This window comes from Stenotrophomonas maltophilia, from assembly GCF_025642255.1.
Lineage (GTDB): Bacteria > Pseudomonadota > Gammaproteobacteria > Xanthomonadales > Xanthomonadaceae > Stenotrophomonas > Stenotrophomonas maltophilia_P.
Genome location: NZ_CP106759.1, coordinates 2,321,700 through 2,338,042 on the forward strand (window position 1 = coordinate 2,321,700; position 16,343 = coordinate 2,338,042).

Here is a 16,343-nt window from a genome sequence, read left to right on the forward strand (position 1 = left end):
CATGCCATGAACCGCTCTCGCCAGCCCCGTTTCCACCGCCCGCGCGGCGGCATGTCCGTCACCATGATGCTGGTGATGCTGGCACTGGTGGCCATGCTGGGTCTGATCGAGGTCGGTTTCCTGTTCTGGGCCAAGCGCGATGCGCAGAAGGTCGTGGACCTGGCGGCGCTGGCAGGTGCGCAGCGACTTGAGCTGTGTACATCGAGCAACGGCGACAACAGCGCCGCGCGGCAGAGCGCACTCACGCAGAACCAGTTCCCCGGCACGGTGCAGGTCCGCTGCGGCAACTGGAGCGCCGCACGTGGAGGCAACCGCTTCAGCGAGACGGTCGACGCCAGCAATCCGCGCAATGCGGTGCAGGTGGTTGCGACCCGCAGCGTGCTGCCGTTCTTCGGCCAGAACGAGAGCCTGCCGACCATCACCGTACAGGCCGTGGCGCGCCGCTCGGAACCGACGGCGGTGTTCGCGGTGGGTTCGCAGCTGCTGCGCACGAACGGCAACTCGCCCTTGATGGGCACCCTGCGCCTGGTGGGGCTGGACGTCACCAACGCCACGGTGCTGTCGTACGACGGACTGGCGCAGGCCAACATCACACCGTCAGGCCTGCTCAATGCGCTCGGCATTCCGGTCACCGCCAATCTCAGCGTGGCCGACTTCAATCGCCTGCTGTCGTTGAACCAGGTTTCACTGGCACGGCTGGTGGACGCCACCGCCACGGTGGTCGGCCGCAGCACCACCGCAGGCGTGCAGCTGCGTGCGCTGTCGGACCTGGTGGCCACCCGCCTTGACATCAATCGGGTCAATATCGCGCTGGGCAGCCAGAACGGCGGCGGCGGACTGTTCGCCGAGGTGATCTCTCCCGACGGCACGGTGGGCAGTGCGCTGCAGTCGCAGATCAACGTGCTTGACCTGGTCAATGCAGCCATCTCCATCGCCAATGATGGCAATGGCGTAGCGGTGCCGAACCTCAACCTGCTCGGCATGGATATCAAGGCAGGTGTTGTCGAACCGCCGTCGATCGCCATCGGCGGTGTCGGTTCGCGGGCCTACAACGCACAGGTCCGGCTGATGGTCGACGTCGACAGCGACCGCCTGTTCGGGGTGGGGCCACTGCTCAACCTGCTGGGCACGCGCCTGCACCTGCCATTGCATGTGGACGTGGCCAACGCGATGGGAACACTGACCAGCATCCAATGCAGCGCGGCACCGCCCACGGCCACCATCCAGGTGGACTCCTCGGTACTGCGCGCGTGCGTCGGCAAGGTCAATGCCGCCGACCGTTTCTCCAAGAGCAATGTCTGCGACGCCACCTTGCAGAACGAACAACTGCTGACACTGCTGGGACGGCCGCTGATCAACGACAAGATCACCCTGCCGGCGCTGACCGGCACGCAGAGCCTGACCCTGGCCGCCGGCCAGACCGGCACCACCCGGATCAATCCCCTGGCCGTCGGTGACGCGGTCTCGCACCTGGTCAACGAGCTGCTGCGTGTCCTGTCGGGCATGCTGAGCTCGCCGGCACAGGGCATGAATGCCAACGACACGGCCAAGGCACTGGCCGACCGCTACCTGCAGGCAGCGTTCCCCTCGGGCGGCCGCTACAACGTCGACCAGCTCATTCCCCTGCTGCGCGACGGCGACCCGTCGCGCAACCTGGCACCGCTGGGCAACTGGACGGTCAAGAAGGGCGTGCCCAAACCCTGCCTGATCGGGCTGGGCACCTGCTGGGAAGATGGCTCGGTCTGGGCAGGCTACCGCGCCACCGTGACGGGACAGGGCCTGGGTCTGCTCGACGGGCTGCTCGGCTCACTGGTCGGCGGGCTGCTCATCAACCGCTGCGACAGCCTGCTGGGCAACCTGATCGACTACAACGGCTGCGTCCGCACCAATCTGGCCTCGTACATCCAGACCGCCCCGGACGGCTTCCTCGACGCGGCGGCCGGCGGCGGTGTCACCACGCCCGGCAACAACGTGTCCTGCAGCGGTGTGCTGTGCACCGTGCTGAGCCCGGTGCTGGCCGCGCTCAAGCCGGTGCTCAACACCGTCGGCTCCCTGCTGAGCACGACCCTGGCCAGCCTGCTGGGGCTGGAGCTGGGCCGCACCGATGTCAACGTCCAGTCCATCCAGTGCAATGGCGCACAGCTTGTGTTCTGAGCCGGGCCGGCGCCCTTGGCGCCGCCGCCGCGCATGCTAGACTCCCGGGCGGGGAACACTTCCATCTCAACCCACACTCATCCGTGGATGGTCCAGACATGCGAGAAACTTCAGGGGGCACCGTCTTCGCCCGCCACGCGCGCGGCGCGGCACTGCTGGCCGTGGCCATGCTGCTGGCGGCACCGTCCGCACTGGCGGCGCGCAGCAGCCGCGAAGCCGCAGCCGAACCGGTACGCAGCAGCGCACCCGTGGTACGCAACACGGTGGACGAGCTCAAGCAGTTGATGGACGCACGCCAGCTGACCGAACTGCGTACCACGTACAACGGCAACTACGGCGCCAGCCTGCTTTTCAATGCCAGTACCCTGACCTACTACGTCGCCCTGTTCCAGGAAAAGAACTTCTGGCGCGTCATCAAGACCGATGCCGTCGACAACGCCGAGCGGGTCTATCGCACGTTCGTGCAGCAGACCGAACAGCTCGCGCAGGTCTACATCGATACCACCCGCCTGGAAGCCGGCAAGCGCTATACCGAGCGCCTGGTGGCCTACAACGAAGAGCGCCTGCGTACCCTGCAGCAGGAAATGGAGCAGCAGCAGGCGCAGTCGGCCCAGGTCAGCGCGTCACTGCAGCAGGCCCAGCAGCAGGCCGTCAGCCTGAGCACCGATGTGCAGAGCACCAACAGCCAGCTGGACGCCCTGCAGCGCCGCATCCAGATCCTGCAGGCCGAACAGGGCAACCCCGAATTGAGCCTGCCGAAGCCGGACAGCACACCCGCGCCGGCAGCGGCCAGCGACGTTCGCTGAATCCCCCGACAGAACCCGACAGCGGCGCCGAACGGCGCCGTTGTCGTTTTTGGCCTGATTGCGACCCGATTCAGCGGCAGGCCTCGAACACGGCATCGTCCCACTGCCTGCGCTGGACGAAATCCGCCCGGCGCGTTCTGGCCAGCGCCTCCGTGCGCATCCTGCGCGCCCGTGCACAGGCCGCAGCATCCGCACTGATCGGAATCAACGCCCCCTGTGCACGGCCCGATCGCCGCGTCGGCCTGCGTCCACCGTTACCCGTGGGGGTCGCCTCGGCGGTGAGCGGCGCACTGCCGCGCGGCAGCGACTGCTCGGCGGGCACTTCCCAGCGCCACTCCGCCTGCCCCTGGCAAGGCGTCTGCTGGTACAGCGCACGCCCGCCGTCCGTGCACTTGTAGACCTGGGTCTGCGCCGCTGCGGATGTCGTCAGCAGCATGGCCAGCAGCCCCCATCCCGGCAGAGTCCTCATCTTCACCCCCTCCCACGACCAGCACTCATGGTCGGTACGACGAGCGCCGCGCGCCAGAGCGATCCGCGTCACATCCGTGCTCATCCAGCACAGCCGTGCAAGCCACTGCATCACCTCTGCGCTGTACTGCCACAGGCGACGGCCACCTTCGCCGCCGCCGTCCTTCCCTTCCGCCAAGGAAACCGCAATGAGCAACTACATCACCGTCAACGACGGCGCCCGCATCTTCTACAAGGACTGGGGCACCGGGCAACCGGTCGTTTTCGCGCACGGCTGGCCACTGTCCTCAGACGCCTGGGACCCGCAGATGCTGTTCATGGGCCAGAACGGCTTCCGCGTGATCGCCCACGACCGGCGCAGCCACGGTCGTTCCAGCCAAACCTGGGACGGCAACGACATGGACACCTACGCCGACGACCTGGCCGCGGTGATCGACGCATTGGACCTGAAGGACGCCATCCTGGTCGGCCACTCCACCGGTGGTGGCGAGGTGGCCCACTACATCGGCCGCCATGGCAGCGCGCGCGTGGCGAAGGTGGTGCTGGTCGGTGCGGTACCGCCCCTGATGCTGAAGACCGCGGGCAACCCGGCCGGAACGCCACTGGAGGTCTTCGACGGCATCCGCAAGGGCACCGGCGGTGATCGTTCGCAGTTCTTCCAGGACCTGGCCACACCCTTCTTCGGCGCCAACCGTGACGGCAACACGGTCACCCAGGGCATGCGCGATTCGTTCTGGCTGCAGGGCATGCTGGGCGGTGTGAAGGGCCAGTACGACTGCATCCATGAATTCTCGGAAGTCGACTACACCGCAGATCTGCAGAAGATCGACGTGCCGGCATGGGTCGTGCACGGTGACGACGACCAGATCGTCCCCTTCGATGCGTCGGCCAAGCTGTCCTCGCAGATCATCAAGGACGCCGAACTGACGGTCTACCCCGGCGCGCCGCACGGCCTGACCGTCACCCATGCCGATCGCTTCAACGCCGACCTGCTGGCGTTCGCCCGCAAATGATGTCCCGCGGCGGCGCCCCACTGCGCCGCCGCTCCTGCGGGGTAGCGACGGGTATTGCCCGGCGAACGTATCCAGCATCCGCCGGGCATGGCCCGGCGCTACCTGTCAGATATCGCTGTGATGGTGCGGTACCGCCGTGGGCAACGGGTCATGCCCGCCGACGAAATGACGTACCACCGGCGCGCGTTCACCACGGTGCAGGGCACGCAGCACTTCCTGGATCGCCTTGTCGTCGGCCGTGATGCGTTCGTGCTGGCGCAGGTGCTCCAGCCAGGACGGGGTCACGAAATACTCCAGATGGATGCCCGGGCTGGCCACATCTTCAACCACGCCCCACACCACCGCACCGTCACGGCGCCGGATCGTGCCCAGCGCGCGCATCTGCGCCTGGAACGATGCACGGTCGGCGGCCTCGATGCGGTATTCGATCGTCACCAGCACCGGCCCGCGATCGTTGGAGACCGGCACCGACAGTTCCGGCGCCGGCCAATGACCCGCAGGGCGCAGGTTGAGATCTTCGGTGCCAGCGATTCGCACCCTCCACACCAGCAGCCCGCCGATGACCGCGCCTGCTGCCGCAACCAGCAGCGCCAGTTCCGGCGATGTTCGCTGCGCCAGCGCGCCCCAGCATAGGCCGCCGGCGGCCATGCCTGCCGAGAACACCATGATGTACAGCGCCAGCGCTCGTGCCCTCACCCACGCCGGAACCGCCGTCTGTGCGGCGATCTGCAACGAGGACAGCACCGTGATCCAGGCAAAACCGTTCACCAGCATCACCACCGGCAGCAGGTACCAGCTGCGGGTCAGCGCCAGTCCAACCAAGCTCAGTGCCAGCGCCAGCGTCGCCAGCAACACCAGCAGATCGCGGTCCAGCTGTGCGCGCAATCTAGGCAGCAGCAGCGCCCCGGCAACCGCGCCGATGCCGATGCAGCCCAGCAGCATGCCGTACTGCCCTGCACCGCCATGCATCTGCCCTCGCACCACCACCGGCAACAATGCGTTCATGGCCGCAGCGAAGAAGAAAAAGCCGACCGATTTGATCAGCACCGCCTGCAGACGCCCGGCGCGGCTGGCATAGCGCAGTCCGGCCTTCAGTCCGGCACCGAAGCCTTCCGGCGGCAGGCTCGATGCCTTCGGGTCACGCTTCCAGCCCCAGACCACGAACAGCATCGCAGCGAAGGTGATGGCATTGAAGCCAAAGGCCCACACGGCTCCCAGCTGGGCGACGATCAGGCCACCGACAGCAGGCCCGATCGAACGGGCGATGTTGATGCCGATCGAATTCAGCGCCACTGCCGACGGCAGCATCGACTGCGGAACCAGCTCGGAGACGATCGCTGCCTGCGCCGGCATCGCCATCGCCGCGCCACATCCCATGCAGAACGTGAGCAGCACCAGCAGCTGCGGCGTCAGCATGCCGAGCGAGGTCAGCACCGCCATCAAGGCCGCCACTGCCAGCATCCATCCCTGGGTGGCCAGCAGGTACGTGCGGCGATCGACGATGTCGGCCAGGGTTCCTGCGGCCAGTGCCAGCAGCACGATCGGTACGGTTGTGGCTGACTGCACCAGGGCCACCATCAACGGTGATCCTGTGCGTTCGGCCATCACCCAGGCCGCGGCCACGTCATTGACCCACGTACCGATGTTGCTGGCCAGGATCGCCAGCCAGATCGAGCGGAACATGCGGATCTTCAGCGGGGACCAGGCACCTGCGGCCGGTGCGGGAGGTTGCGATGTGCGTGCATTCACCATTGCCATGCTCCAACGATCGAGGCGAACAACGTGTCCTGGCCACCGGCCTGCGTCAGCGCAGGACCGGCATCGACCCAGGCCAGCTGCAGCTGCCACTGCCAGTGTGCACTGGCCTGCCAGCGGGTTTCGGATTTGTACTGGCGGCCGATCCTGCGCGCGCCGCCTGCGCTGCCGGGCAACGCCACCAGCGGTGCGGGCGTGGTGTACACCGCATCGGCGCGGCGGTGCTTCCAGGCCATCTGCATGCCCAGTTCAGTGGTGACGGATTCGTGCAACCGCAGTGTGAGGGTTGGCTGCACGTCCATCAGGTTCGCCGGCGCCAGCAGGCTGGCTTCGCTGAAGTAGGCCGATTTCGGGAACAGGGCATTGAAGGTGCCCAGCCGGGCGTCGTTCGGGCGGCCATCACCACTGGCGATGTCGGCCTTCAGTCCCAGCCGTGGCTGCAAGGGCAGTTGCGGCCAACGCCAACCGGTATCGGTGGCCAGCGTCCACGCGCGGATATCAAGCTGCTCGCTGGTGGTCCGCAGCTCACCGCCCTGCACGACCAGCTCGCTGTTCCAGTCCAACGATCCGGCCTGGCCGAACCAGCGCGCCCCGAGAGTCTGCCGGCGCTCGATGCCGGCGCCTGCCGCGAAGCGGGCGTCCTCCCGGCGATAGTCCAGCAGATAGAGGTCCCACTGGCCCGGACCCTGGCCTGGCGCCGTGGTTGCATAGGCACCCCACAGATGCGAACCGCGTTCGCCACGGTCATCGAACGCACCCGGCCGGTTCTCCACCGGACGCAGTGCCATCAGTTCCAGCACGCCCAGTCCGCCCTGCCATCCGACCCTGGCACCATCGAAGGCCAGGCGGATATTCGGCCCGTCGCGCACCGACAGCAGGCGCGAGCTGCCATGGCCCGCCTCCTGCCGCCCGAGCTGCACATGCAGGCCGCCGCGCTGCCAGCGCCAGTACGCCTGCTGCACGTCCAGCGCACCCCGATCGGTCCTGCCAGGTCCACCGGCCCTCCCACGCTCGCCGTGCACGCCCAGCTGCAGCATCGCCTTCCAGTCGCGTTCACCGTAGGTGGCCGACGCCAATGCGCGAAGCAGGCCGTAGCCATCCTCGCCGCCGCCGATACCGAAGCGGGTCGGGTCGTAGTACATGCCGCGCAGACGCATCGAGGCATCCCACTGCAACGTGCCATCAGCGGCATCGCTGCAGTAGCCCCCCTCGCAGGCGAGCGCAAGGGACGGCGCGGCCAGCAGGGCGAGGCTCAGAATGCGAAGCACGAGCATCCCATCGCACCCCAGAATGCGGTCAGATCATTGCTGGGTGCTGCGTGGCGCGCGGCATGGTCGTGTGCACCGTGGGTCCTGCAGGCCGCACCATGGTGATGGTGATGCGCCATCGCCAGGCCGGTGGACGCGCCGCCCACGTGATACCCCCCGAACCGGTTGACCGGCGACCAGTCCGGCATCGCCGGCGGCAGCTGCGGCGCCAGTCCGGCATAGTCTTCGCCGGCATGCACGATGCGGCCACCGACCACGGTAAGCACGCTGGTGATGTCGGCGATGCGGGCATCTTCGACGCGGAAGAAATCGGCCGAGAGCAGGATGAAATCGGCCAACTGGCCTTCCCTCAAGGTGCCCTTCACCGCTTCATCGCCGGAGAACCATGCGCTGCCCTGCGTCCACAGGCGCAAGGCCTGCTCGCGCTCCAGCAGGTTCTCCTCCCCATACAGCGCCAGGCCGCCGACGGTGCGCCCGGTGACCAGCCACGACAGCGCGACCCAGGGGTTGTAGCTGGCCACGCGGGTGGCGTCGGTGCCGGCGCCGACCGGCACGCCTTCGGCCAGCATGCGCTTCACCGGCGGCGTGTGCCGTGCCGCCTGCACGCCATAGCGTTCGACGAACGCTTCGCCCTGGTAGGCCATGCGGTGCTGTACCGCAATGCCTCCACCCAGTGCCCGGATCCGCTCGATGTTGCGCGGGGTGATGGTCTCGGCGTGATCGATGAACCAGTGCAGTCCATCGAACGGTACTTCGCGGTTGACCTGCTCATAGACATCGAGGATGCGGCCGATGCTCTCGTCATAGGTCGCGTGGATGCGGAACGGCCAGCGCTTCTGCACCAGCAGCTTCACCACATCATGCAGCTCCGGCTCCAGTTCCGGCGGCAGCTCGGGGCGTGGTTCGCTGAACAGCTCGAAGTCCGCTGCCGAGAACACCAGCATCTCGCCGGCGCCGTTGTGGCGCAGCAGATCATCGCCCTGGCGGGGCTGCAGGATCTCACTCCAGCCACGGAAGTCATCCACTTCCTTGCCTTTGTTCTGCGTGAACAGGTTGTAGGCGATACGCACGGTCAGCTGGTCGTCGCGGTGCAGCTGCTCGATGACCTGGTAGTCCTCGGGATAGTTCTGGAAGCCTCCCCCGGCATCGATCACCGAGGTGATGCCGAGCCGGTTCAACTCGCGCATGAAGTGACGGGTGGAGTTGGCCTGGTATTCGACCGGCAGGCGTGGCCCCTTGGCCAGCGTCGCATACAGAATCAACGCATTGGGCTTGGCCAGCAGCAGGCCGGTGGGGTTGCCCAGCGAATCGCGCACGATCTGGCCACCGGGCGGGTCCGGCGTTTCGCGGGTGTAGCCGCATGCACGCAGCGCCGCCCCGTTGAGCAGCGCGCGGTCATACAGGTGCAGCAGGAACACCGGCGTATCCGGTGCGATCTGGTTGAGCTCCTGCAGGGTCGGCAGGCGCTTCTCGTGGAACTGGGCGGCGGTGAAGCCCCCCACCACGCGCACCCATTGCGGCGCCGGGGTGCGATCGACCTGTGCCTTGAGCATGGCCATTGCATCGGCCAGCGAACGCAGCCCGTCCCAGCGCAGCTCCAGGTTGTAGTTCAGGCCACCACGGATGAGGTGGGTGTGACTGTCGTTGAGGCCGGGCACCAGTCGCCTGCCCTGTGCGTCGATGAGCGTGGCTTCGGCTCCCCAACCACGCATGATCTCTTCATCGCTGCCTACGGCGATGATGCGCCCTTCCTGTACGGCCAGCGCCTGTGCATGCGGACGGTGTGGATCGAGCGTGGTGATGCGGGCGTTGCGGATGACCAGTGTGTGCATGCGGCGCTCCTTGGGGGCGGAATCGAGGGCGGCGCCGGCCTGTCCGGCAAGGCCCAGCGCCACGGCAGCGCCGGTGCCCAGTACGACGCTGCGGCGGCCGGGATCGAGTGGCTCATGGTTCATGCGATGTCTCCGGGAAATACGGGGCTGTCCAGCGCCCAGGCTCCCGGCCCGGCCAGCGCGATGGCCAGCAGGACGAGGGTCCACATCAGGGGGTACTCGGCGCCGGCGCGCATCCAGAACCAGCCCTTGGGCACGGCCAGCAGCACGGTGAAGCCGATGAACGCCGCTGCGGCCAGCGCAGCGATGCGTGTCTGCCAGCCCAGCAGTACGGCCATTCCGGACAGCACCTGCAGCCCGGCCAGCAGCAATGGCAGAGGCGCGGCCGACGGCAGGCCGAAGCCACGCAGTTCGCCCGCAAAGCCGCCCAGGCCAGGGCCACCGAACCAGCCGAACAGCTTGCCCAGCGCGTGGGGCAGCAGGAAGCCGCCCGCCGCCACGCGCAGGATCAGCAGCGCCAGGTCGAGCCCCGGATCCATGGTCAGTGCCCGCCTTCCTGGGCGCCGAACATGGTCTTGGCGTACTGGATGCCGATGCCGTAACCGCCCGCATGATCACGGGCGATTCCGGTGGTCAGGCCATAGGTCTCGCCGCGCGCCCAGTCGCGCTGCAGCTCCAGCAGGTACTGCACGCTGGTCATCGGCACCGCACCGGCCTGCACCATGCGGGCGATCGCCCGCTCATGTGCTTCCACGCTGACATCGCCGCAGGCGTCGGTGATCACGTACACCTGGAAACCCTGCTCCAGCGCTGACAGCGCAGGCCCCACGATGCACACGCTGGTCCACAGCCCGGCCATCACCAGGCGACGCCTGCCGATGCGATTGATCTCATCGATCACCGGCTGGTCTTCCCAGGTGTTCATCGAGGTGCGATCGAACACCTTCTGCCCGGGGAAGATCACCGGCAGCTCCGGAAACATCGGGCCGGAGAACGAGGTCTCCGCGACCGTGGTCAGCACCACAGGCACATTGAAACCCTGCGCGCCCTTGCTGATCAGCGCGACGTTGTTGCGCAGCGCCGAGATGTCGATCGTGTGGGTTGCAAATGCCATCTGCGACTGGAAATCGATCAGGACCAGTGCGTGATCGGTGGGCGATAGCAGGCCTTTGGCAGGAATTGCGGTAGCGAGGCTCATGGATGGACTCCGTTGCGAACAAGGGCAGGGGGAAGGGACAGGGCTGCATCTCCAGCCAGGTACTGGCCGGGGCTGCAGCCGGTCTCCGCGCGGAAGCTGCGGACGAAATGGCTCTGGTCGAAGAAGCCCAGCTGCTGCGCCAGGCAGGACATCGGCAGTTGCACGACGGGCAGTAGCTGACGGGCACGCTCGATACGGCGGCGGCGCACGTAGCGCAGTGGGCTCGCGCCGGTTCCGGTGCGGAACAGCCGCACCAGATGGAAGCGGCTCACGCAGGCCGCGTCAGCCAGCTCGGTGACCCGCATCGGCTGTGACAGGTGTTCATCGATGTAATGCAGCGCACGCTGCAGAGCGGCAGCCTGCCGGGGCGGCAACGCCGCGACGGTCGGAACAGGGCGGGATACGGTAGCCATGGAGGGGTGCCACGACGGGGTGCCCCATGGTGCGGGGCGCCGGCACGATGCCCTACCCCCGACGGACGAGGGCAGCACCTACCCGAATGGGGGAGACCGTCGCTCCAGCACACGTCGTCCGAACAGCCGCGCGTCCAGCGAGTAGGCACCCGGCCCAAGTGCCAGCAGGGCCAACGGCAGCAACGCCAGGGCCCACGGCACGGACTGCCAGAACAGGCACGGCACGGCCAGCAGCGCCGACACCGGCGTCAGCACCCCCAGCAGCAGCGACAGGGCGACCAGCAGGCAGGCAGCCGTCAGCCAGCCCGCGTCGGACGGGCGCACGCACAGCGCTGCGACCACGCACAGCCGCAGCCACAACAGGCCGGCGCCGGGACCGCGGTCAGGAAACATCACGAACAGGCGCTGCATGGAGAGTCTCTGTGGTCCATGCCGGCGTGATAGCCGAGTGCCGCGGCAGGCGCCTACCCCGTTCGGGTCACCCCGCCCTGCCCCGCACCTGCGAGAATGCGCTGCATGCATGGCTGCCCCTTCCCTTCCCTGCGTCGCCTGACGGCGTTGCTGATGTGCTTGCTGCTGTGCATCGCCCTGCCCGCCCACGCCGTGCAGCGCCCGGCAGTGAGCAGCGGGCTGCCCGGCTACGAGCACACCGCCTGGCGGGTGGGACAGGGCGCACCCGGCGATATCTGGGACATCGCCCAGGATCGCGACGGCCTGCTCTGGCTGGCCACCGGCTCCGGGCTGTACCGCTTCGACGGGCGTCGCTTCGAGCGGCAGCCCGCACCGCCCGGCAGCCGATTTCCCTCCACCAACATGGTCACTCTGGTGCCCGGCGATGGCGATGCGCTGTGGATCGGCTATTTCCAGGCGGGCATCAGCCAGTTCGCCAATGGCCAGCTGCGCAACTTCGGGCGCGCGGAAGGGGTTCCGGTCGGCGTGGTGCCGCGCTTCAGCCGCGACCAGCACGGACGCCGCTGGGCCGCCATCAACGGCGGGCTGCGCTGGTTCGACGGCAAGCGCTGGCGGCCGCCACCGGCCAGCGCAGGCCTGCCCGAGCGGCGCGTGCAGTGGGTCCTGCAGGACAGCCGCAATACCTTCTGGGTGCTGGCCGACCTGAAGATCTGGAAACGCGCGCCGGGTGCCGTCCGCTTCGAGGACACCGGCATCGCTGTCTCGCAGATGGCCACGTTGGTGGAGAGCCCGCTGGGTGAGGTGTGGCTGGCCGACCGCGTGCGCGGCACCTCGCCGCTGGCCAACGCGGAGGGTGTGCTGCCACAGCACGAGCGCGAGGCACGCCGCCTGCCGGAGCTGGTCGCTGCGCGGCTGCAGTTCACCGCTGATGGCGCGCTGTGGGCGACGATGAGCCCGCACGGTGGGGTCGCCAGGGTCACGTTCGATGGCAGGCGCGCCGTGCGCATGGAACGTTTCGATTCACCGGATGGCCTGACCGCAACGTCGGCCGTGCCGATCATGGCCGACCGCGAAGGCAATATCTGGGTCGGCACCAATCTCGGCCTCAACCGCTTCCGCGCGCGCAGCGTGAAAACGCTGTCGGCCGGTCCTGCCGATCCGTATCGCTCGCTGGTCCGTGCCAGCGATGGCCGCGTGTATGGCTACGGCGAGGATCTGGCACCTTATGACCTGCGCCGGGAGCTGCTCGACGGCAGTGGCGCGCAACTGAAAGCCGCTGCACGCGGCGCGCCGACGCCGATCTGGCAATTCGACTGGGTCAATCTCGCGCGCACGCGTAACGGCCGGACCGCACGGATCGCACTGCCGGCGCCGTTCACCGGCCAGCCACTGCACGCGCTGCTGTTTCCCGATGACGAGCAGGCCTGGGTCTGTACCGGCGAGCGCGGCGTGCTGCATTACGCGCAGGGCCGTTGGCAGCGCGAAACGCGCCTGCCCGAGCAGGCCTGTTCCTCCCTGGCAATGGACGACAACGGCCAGCTGCTGCTGGGGTATGCCGATGGACGCCTGCGCCATCTGGGTGATAGCACGATCGAGACCTTCGGTGCCGCGCAGGGGCTGTCAGTGGGGCCGGTGACTGCCCTGCTGCAGCAGCGCGATCTGTTGCTGGTCGCCGGCGAATCGGGCCTGGCCGCACGCCTGGGCGGCGGACGTTTCATGCCGGTACGAACCGACCTTGCGGGCGTGCTCGAGGGCATCACCGGCATGGTGGCCGATGCACAGGGCCGGCTCTGGCTCAACGGCAGCCGCGGCCTGGTGCGTCTGGACAGCGCGCATCTGCGGCACGCGCTGCGCGCCGGCCTGCCGGTGACGCCGCGCCTGTTCGATGCCGTGGACGGCATGCCGGGCGTCGCCCTGCAGAGCGGTCCGATCTCCACGGCGGTGCTGGCCGGTGACGGGCTGCTCTGGCTGGCCACCAACCAGGGCCTGGCATGGCTGGACACGACCCACGCGCACGTCAACAGCATGGCGCCGAGCGTCCGCATCGGCGATGTGCTGTACGGCAACGTGCACGAACCACTGCGTGACAATCTGCGCCTGCCCGCTGGTACCACCCAGCTGCAGATCGACTACGTGGCCCTTTCACTGGCCCGGCCCGAACGCAACCGCTACCGCTATCGACTGTCGGGTGTCGACGAGGACTGGCAGGACGCCGGCAGCAGCACCCGCGCCTACTACACCAACCTGGCCCCCGGCAGCTACCGCTTCGAGGTGGAGGCCGCCAACGAAGACGGCATCTGGAGCCGGGTGCCGGCGCATCGCAGCTTCCGCATCGCACCGACCTTCATGCAGACGGTCTGGTTCAAGCTGCTGTGCGCGCTGCTGGTGCTGGCGGTGCTGGTGATGGCCGTACGGATCCGCAGCGGACAGCTGGCCGCGCTGTTCCGGGCCCGGCTGCAGGAGCGCAACGGCGAACGCGAGCGCATCGCCCGTGACCTGCATGACACGCTGCTGCAGGGCAGCCAGGGCCTGATCCTGCGCCTGCACGCGATCAGCCAGTCACCACAGACACCGGAAACCGTGCGCAGCCAGCTGGAATCGGCGATGCAGCTGGCCGAACGCAATCTGGCCGAGGGCCGCGAACGGGTCAACGCCCTGCGCGACGGTCCCTTCGCGGGTCGTGATCTGGCCTCGGCCCTGGCCGATGTGCACGCTGAGTACGCCGGCCAGGGCACCAACCCACTGCGCCTGACCGTGGAAGGCACCCCGCCCCGCCTGCAGCCGGATGCTGCCGAGGAGGTGTTCCTGATCGGCCGCGAGGCGATCCGCAATGCATTGCGGCATGCGCACGCCAGCGCCATCGAGGTCGAGCTGTCCTACGGTGCCCGCTGCTTCCTGCTGCATGTCCGCGATGACGGCGTTGGCATTGCCGACGACCATGCCGGTGCCGGCCACTGGGGGCTGCAGGGCATGCGCGAGCGCGCGCAGCGGCTGGGCGCGGCGCTGAAGCTGTGGACGCGGCCCGGCCTGGGCACTGAAGTGGCGCTGTCGGTCCCCGCGCGCCGCCTCTATCACCGAAGGCCGTCGCGCTGGCGCTGGCCCTGGAGCAGACCTGACCATGACTGAGCTCTCCCCTCCCATCGGCGTGCTGGTGGTCGATGACCACCCGCTGCTGCGCGACGGCCTGGCGGCCCTGCTCGGCGCCCAGCCGGACCTGCGGCTGCTGGGCGAAGCTGCCGACGGTGAAGAAGCCATCGCGCAGTACCAGCATCTGCAACCGGACGTGGTGCTGATGGACCTGCAGATGCCCCGGCTGGACGGTGTCGAGGCCATCATGCGGATCCGCGCGCTCGACCCGCGTGCCCGCATCATCGTGCTGACCACCTACCGCGGCGACGTGCGCGCGGTGCGCGCCCTGCAGGCCGGTGCCAGCGCCTATCTGCTCAAGGACATGCTGCGCCATGAACTGATCGATACCATCCGCATGGTGGCCGGTGGTCGCCGTGCGCCTATTCCACCCGCGGTGGCCGCCAGCATCGCCGCGCACGTGGTGGAGGACCGGCTGTCGCCGCGCGAAACCGAGGTGCTGCGGCATGTTGCCGGCGGACTCTCGAACAAGCGCATCGGCGAACGCATGCAGATCTCGGAGCAGACGGTGAAAGCGCACATGAAGAGCCTGATGGACAAGCTGGGCGTCGGCGACCGCACCCATGCGGTCACCCAGGCCCTGCGCCGCGGCATCATCAGCCTGGACGACAGCGGCCACGATTGACGCGCGGCTGCGCGCGCACCGCTCAGCGCAGGCGGATCAGCAGGCTGCCACCGGCACAGAGCGTCGCCAGCCATGCCACCCCATGCCACCCCCACTGCGCCAATGCCAGGCTGCCAAGTGCTCCTCCGGCCGCCATGCCGATGAACATGCCGGTGAACAGCACTGCATTGAGACGGCTGCGTGCGGCGGGCGCCAGGCCATACACCAGTGTCTGGTGGGCCACCAGGGCCGACTGGAAGCCGAAATCGAACAGCAGTGCGCTGGCCACCAGCAGCGGCAGCAGTGCCGCTGCGGGCAGCCACGATTCGGCGAGCAGCAGTGCAAAGCCAAGCAATGCCACCATGATCGCCAGGCGTGCCACTGCGGGGCTGCCCAGCCTGTCGGCGAAGCGACCGGCGAACGGCGCCGCCAGCGCGCCCGCCGCACCGGCAATACCGAAGGCGCCGGCGGCAGCACTGCCCAGTCCCAGACGCGCATGCAGCATCAGCGCCAGGGTTGACCAGAACGCGCTGAAACCCACCGCCAGCAACGACTGGCTCGCCACCGCCCGGCGCAGCTGCGGCTGCTCCCGCCACAGCGACAGCAACGAGCCCAGCAGCGCCGGATAGCGCAGGGTGCTGGTGGGTGCGAAGCGGGGCAGTGCACGCGCCATCACCCCCCCCATCGCCGCCACGGACACGGCCGCCAGCACGAACTGGGTGCGCCAGCCCCAGGCCTCGGCCACCATCCCGCTGACCACGCGCGACAGCAGGATGCCCAGCAGCAGACCGGTCATCACCCGTCCGACCACCTGCCCGCGTTGCGCATCCGGTGCCAGCGCCGCAGCGGCAGGCACGATGTCCTGGGCCAGCGTTGCCATCAACCCGACCAGCAGGCTGGCCATCAGCAGGCCCGGCAGGTGCCCCGCCCCGGCCGCTGCGGCAAGTGCAACCGACAGCAGCGCGGACTTCAGCAGGATCAGCGACCGGCGGTCGAAACGATCCCCCAAGGGCGCCAGCAGCAGGATGCCCAGCGCATAGCCGAGCTGGGTCAGGGTCGGCACCAGACCTGCCGCGCGCTCGCCCGCGGACAGGTCCTGGGCGATCAGTCCCAGCATCGGCTGGCTGTAATAGAGCGATGCCACCGAAAACCCGGCACCGGCCGCCATCGCCAGTACCAGGGAGGTGGAAGGAGCCACGACCGGCGGGGCGGTCACGGAAAGCGTGGGGGTGGACATCAGCAACTCCAGTCAGGGAACGGGAGGTAGCCTGCGC

14 protein-coding genes are annotated in these 16,343 nt (G+C 68.3%); 5 read left to right on the plus strand and 9 right to left on the minus strand.

Going from position 1 to position 16,343, the window contains the following annotated elements; genetic code table 11:
- Nucleotides 1-6 precede the first annotated feature (6 nt).
- Together N8888_RS10660 and N8888_RS10665 are read left to right on the plus strand one after the other, a co-directional pair.
- Nucleotides 7-2,154, plus strand: a complete 2,148-nt coding sequence (locus N8888_RS10660; RefSeq protein WP_263174587.1) for a TadG family pilus assembly protein — start codon at nucleotides 7-9, stop codon at nucleotides 2,152-2,154.
- 98 nt (nucleotides 2,155-2,252) lie between these two features.
- A complete protein-coding gene (locus N8888_RS10665; RefSeq protein WP_065175254.1) occupies nucleotides 2,253-2,960 on the plus strand; it encodes a DUF2968 domain-containing protein in 708 nt (235 codons plus the stop codon).
- 70 nt (nucleotides 2,961-3,030) lie between these two features.
- On the opposite strand, the gene N8888_RS10670 is transcribed toward N8888_RS10665, so the two are convergent.
- Nucleotides 3,031-3,429, minus strand: a complete 399-nt coding sequence (locus tag N8888_RS10670; protein ID WP_263174589.1) for a DUF4124 domain-containing protein — start codon at nucleotides 3,427-3,429, stop codon at nucleotides 3,031-3,033.
- 187 nt (nucleotides 3,430-3,616) lie between these two features.
- Between N8888_RS10670 and N8888_RS10675 the strand changes: the two genes are divergently transcribed.
- Nucleotides 3,617-4,441: an alpha/beta fold hydrolase gene (locus tag N8888_RS10675; protein ID WP_065175255.1), complete on the plus strand. Its 825-nt coding sequence runs from the start codon at nucleotides 3,617-3,619 to the stop codon at nucleotides 4,439-4,441.
- 105 nt (nucleotides 4,442-4,546) lie between these two features.
- Here N8888_RS10675 and N8888_RS10680 read toward each other — a convergent pair whose 3' ends face one another.
- From N8888_RS10680 to N8888_RS10710, 7 genes are all read right to left on the minus strand, one after another.
- Nucleotides 4,547-6,193, minus strand: coding sequence for an MFS transporter (locus tag N8888_RS10680; RefSeq protein WP_111185932.1), 1,647 nt, complete (start codon nucleotides 6,191-6,193; stop codon nucleotides 4,547-4,549).
- Nucleotides 6,187-7,470: an alginate export family protein gene (locus tag N8888_RS10685; RefSeq protein WP_263174595.1), complete on the minus strand. Its 1,284-nt coding sequence runs from the start codon at nucleotides 7,468-7,470 to the stop codon at nucleotides 6,187-6,189. The genes N8888_RS10680 and N8888_RS10685 overlap by 7 nt, the downstream gene beginning before the upstream one ends.
- On the minus strand, nucleotides 7,449-9,296 hold the full coding sequence (locus N8888_RS10690; protein ID WP_263178399.1) for an amidohydrolase: 1,848 nt from the start codon (nucleotides 9,294-9,296) through the stop codon (nucleotides 7,449-7,451). Before N8888_RS10690 ends, N8888_RS10685 begins: the two co-directional genes overlap by 22 nt.
- A gap of 119 nt (nucleotides 9,297-9,415) precedes the next feature.
- Nucleotides 9,416-9,835 carry a DoxX family protein gene (locus N8888_RS10695; RefSeq protein ID WP_128989507.1) on the minus strand — a complete coding sequence of 140 codons (420 nt, stop codon included), beginning with the start codon at nucleotides 9,833-9,835 and terminating at the stop codon, nucleotides 9,416-9,418.
- Between the two features lie 2 nt (nucleotides 9,836-9,837).
- Entirely contained in the window at nucleotides 9,838-10,494 is a 657-nt protein-coding gene (locus N8888_RS10700; RefSeq protein ID WP_065175260.1) for a hydrolase, read from the minus strand.
- Nucleotides 10,491-10,907 (minus strand): helix-turn-helix transcriptional regulator, encoded by a 417-nt coding sequence (locus tag N8888_RS10705; RefSeq protein WP_065175261.1) that lies wholly within the window; start codon nucleotides 10,905-10,907, stop codon nucleotides 10,491-10,493. The genes N8888_RS10700 and N8888_RS10705 overlap by 4 nt, the downstream gene beginning before the upstream one ends.
- A 78-nt stretch (nucleotides 10,908-10,985) precedes the next feature.
- A complete protein-coding gene (locus N8888_RS10710) occupies nucleotides 10,986-11,318 on the minus strand; it encodes a hypothetical protein (RefSeq protein WP_263174602.1) in 333 nt (110 codons plus the stop codon).
- Between the two features lie 96 nt (nucleotides 11,319-11,414).
- Here N8888_RS10710 and N8888_RS10715 point away from each other — a divergent pair, with 96 nt between their 5' ends.
- Nucleotides 11,415-14,444 carry a sensor histidine kinase gene (locus tag N8888_RS10715; RefSeq protein WP_263174605.1) on the plus strand — a complete coding sequence of 1,010 codons (3,030 nt, stop codon included), beginning with the start codon at nucleotides 11,415-11,417 and terminating at the stop codon, nucleotides 14,442-14,444.
- Entirely contained in the window at nucleotides 14,437-15,090 is a 654-nt protein-coding gene (locus N8888_RS10720) for a response regulator (protein ID WP_065175264.1), read from the plus strand. Before N8888_RS10715 ends, N8888_RS10720 begins: the two co-directional genes overlap by 8 nt.
- Before the next feature lie 22 nt (nucleotides 15,091-15,112).
- On the opposite strand, the gene N8888_RS10725 is transcribed toward N8888_RS10720, so the two are convergent.
- Nucleotides 15,113-16,306 (minus strand): MFS transporter, encoded by a 1,194-nt coding sequence (locus N8888_RS10725; protein WP_193395914.1) that lies wholly within the window; start codon nucleotides 16,304-16,306, stop codon nucleotides 15,113-15,115.
- Nucleotides 16,307-16,343: the final 37 nt, after the last annotated feature.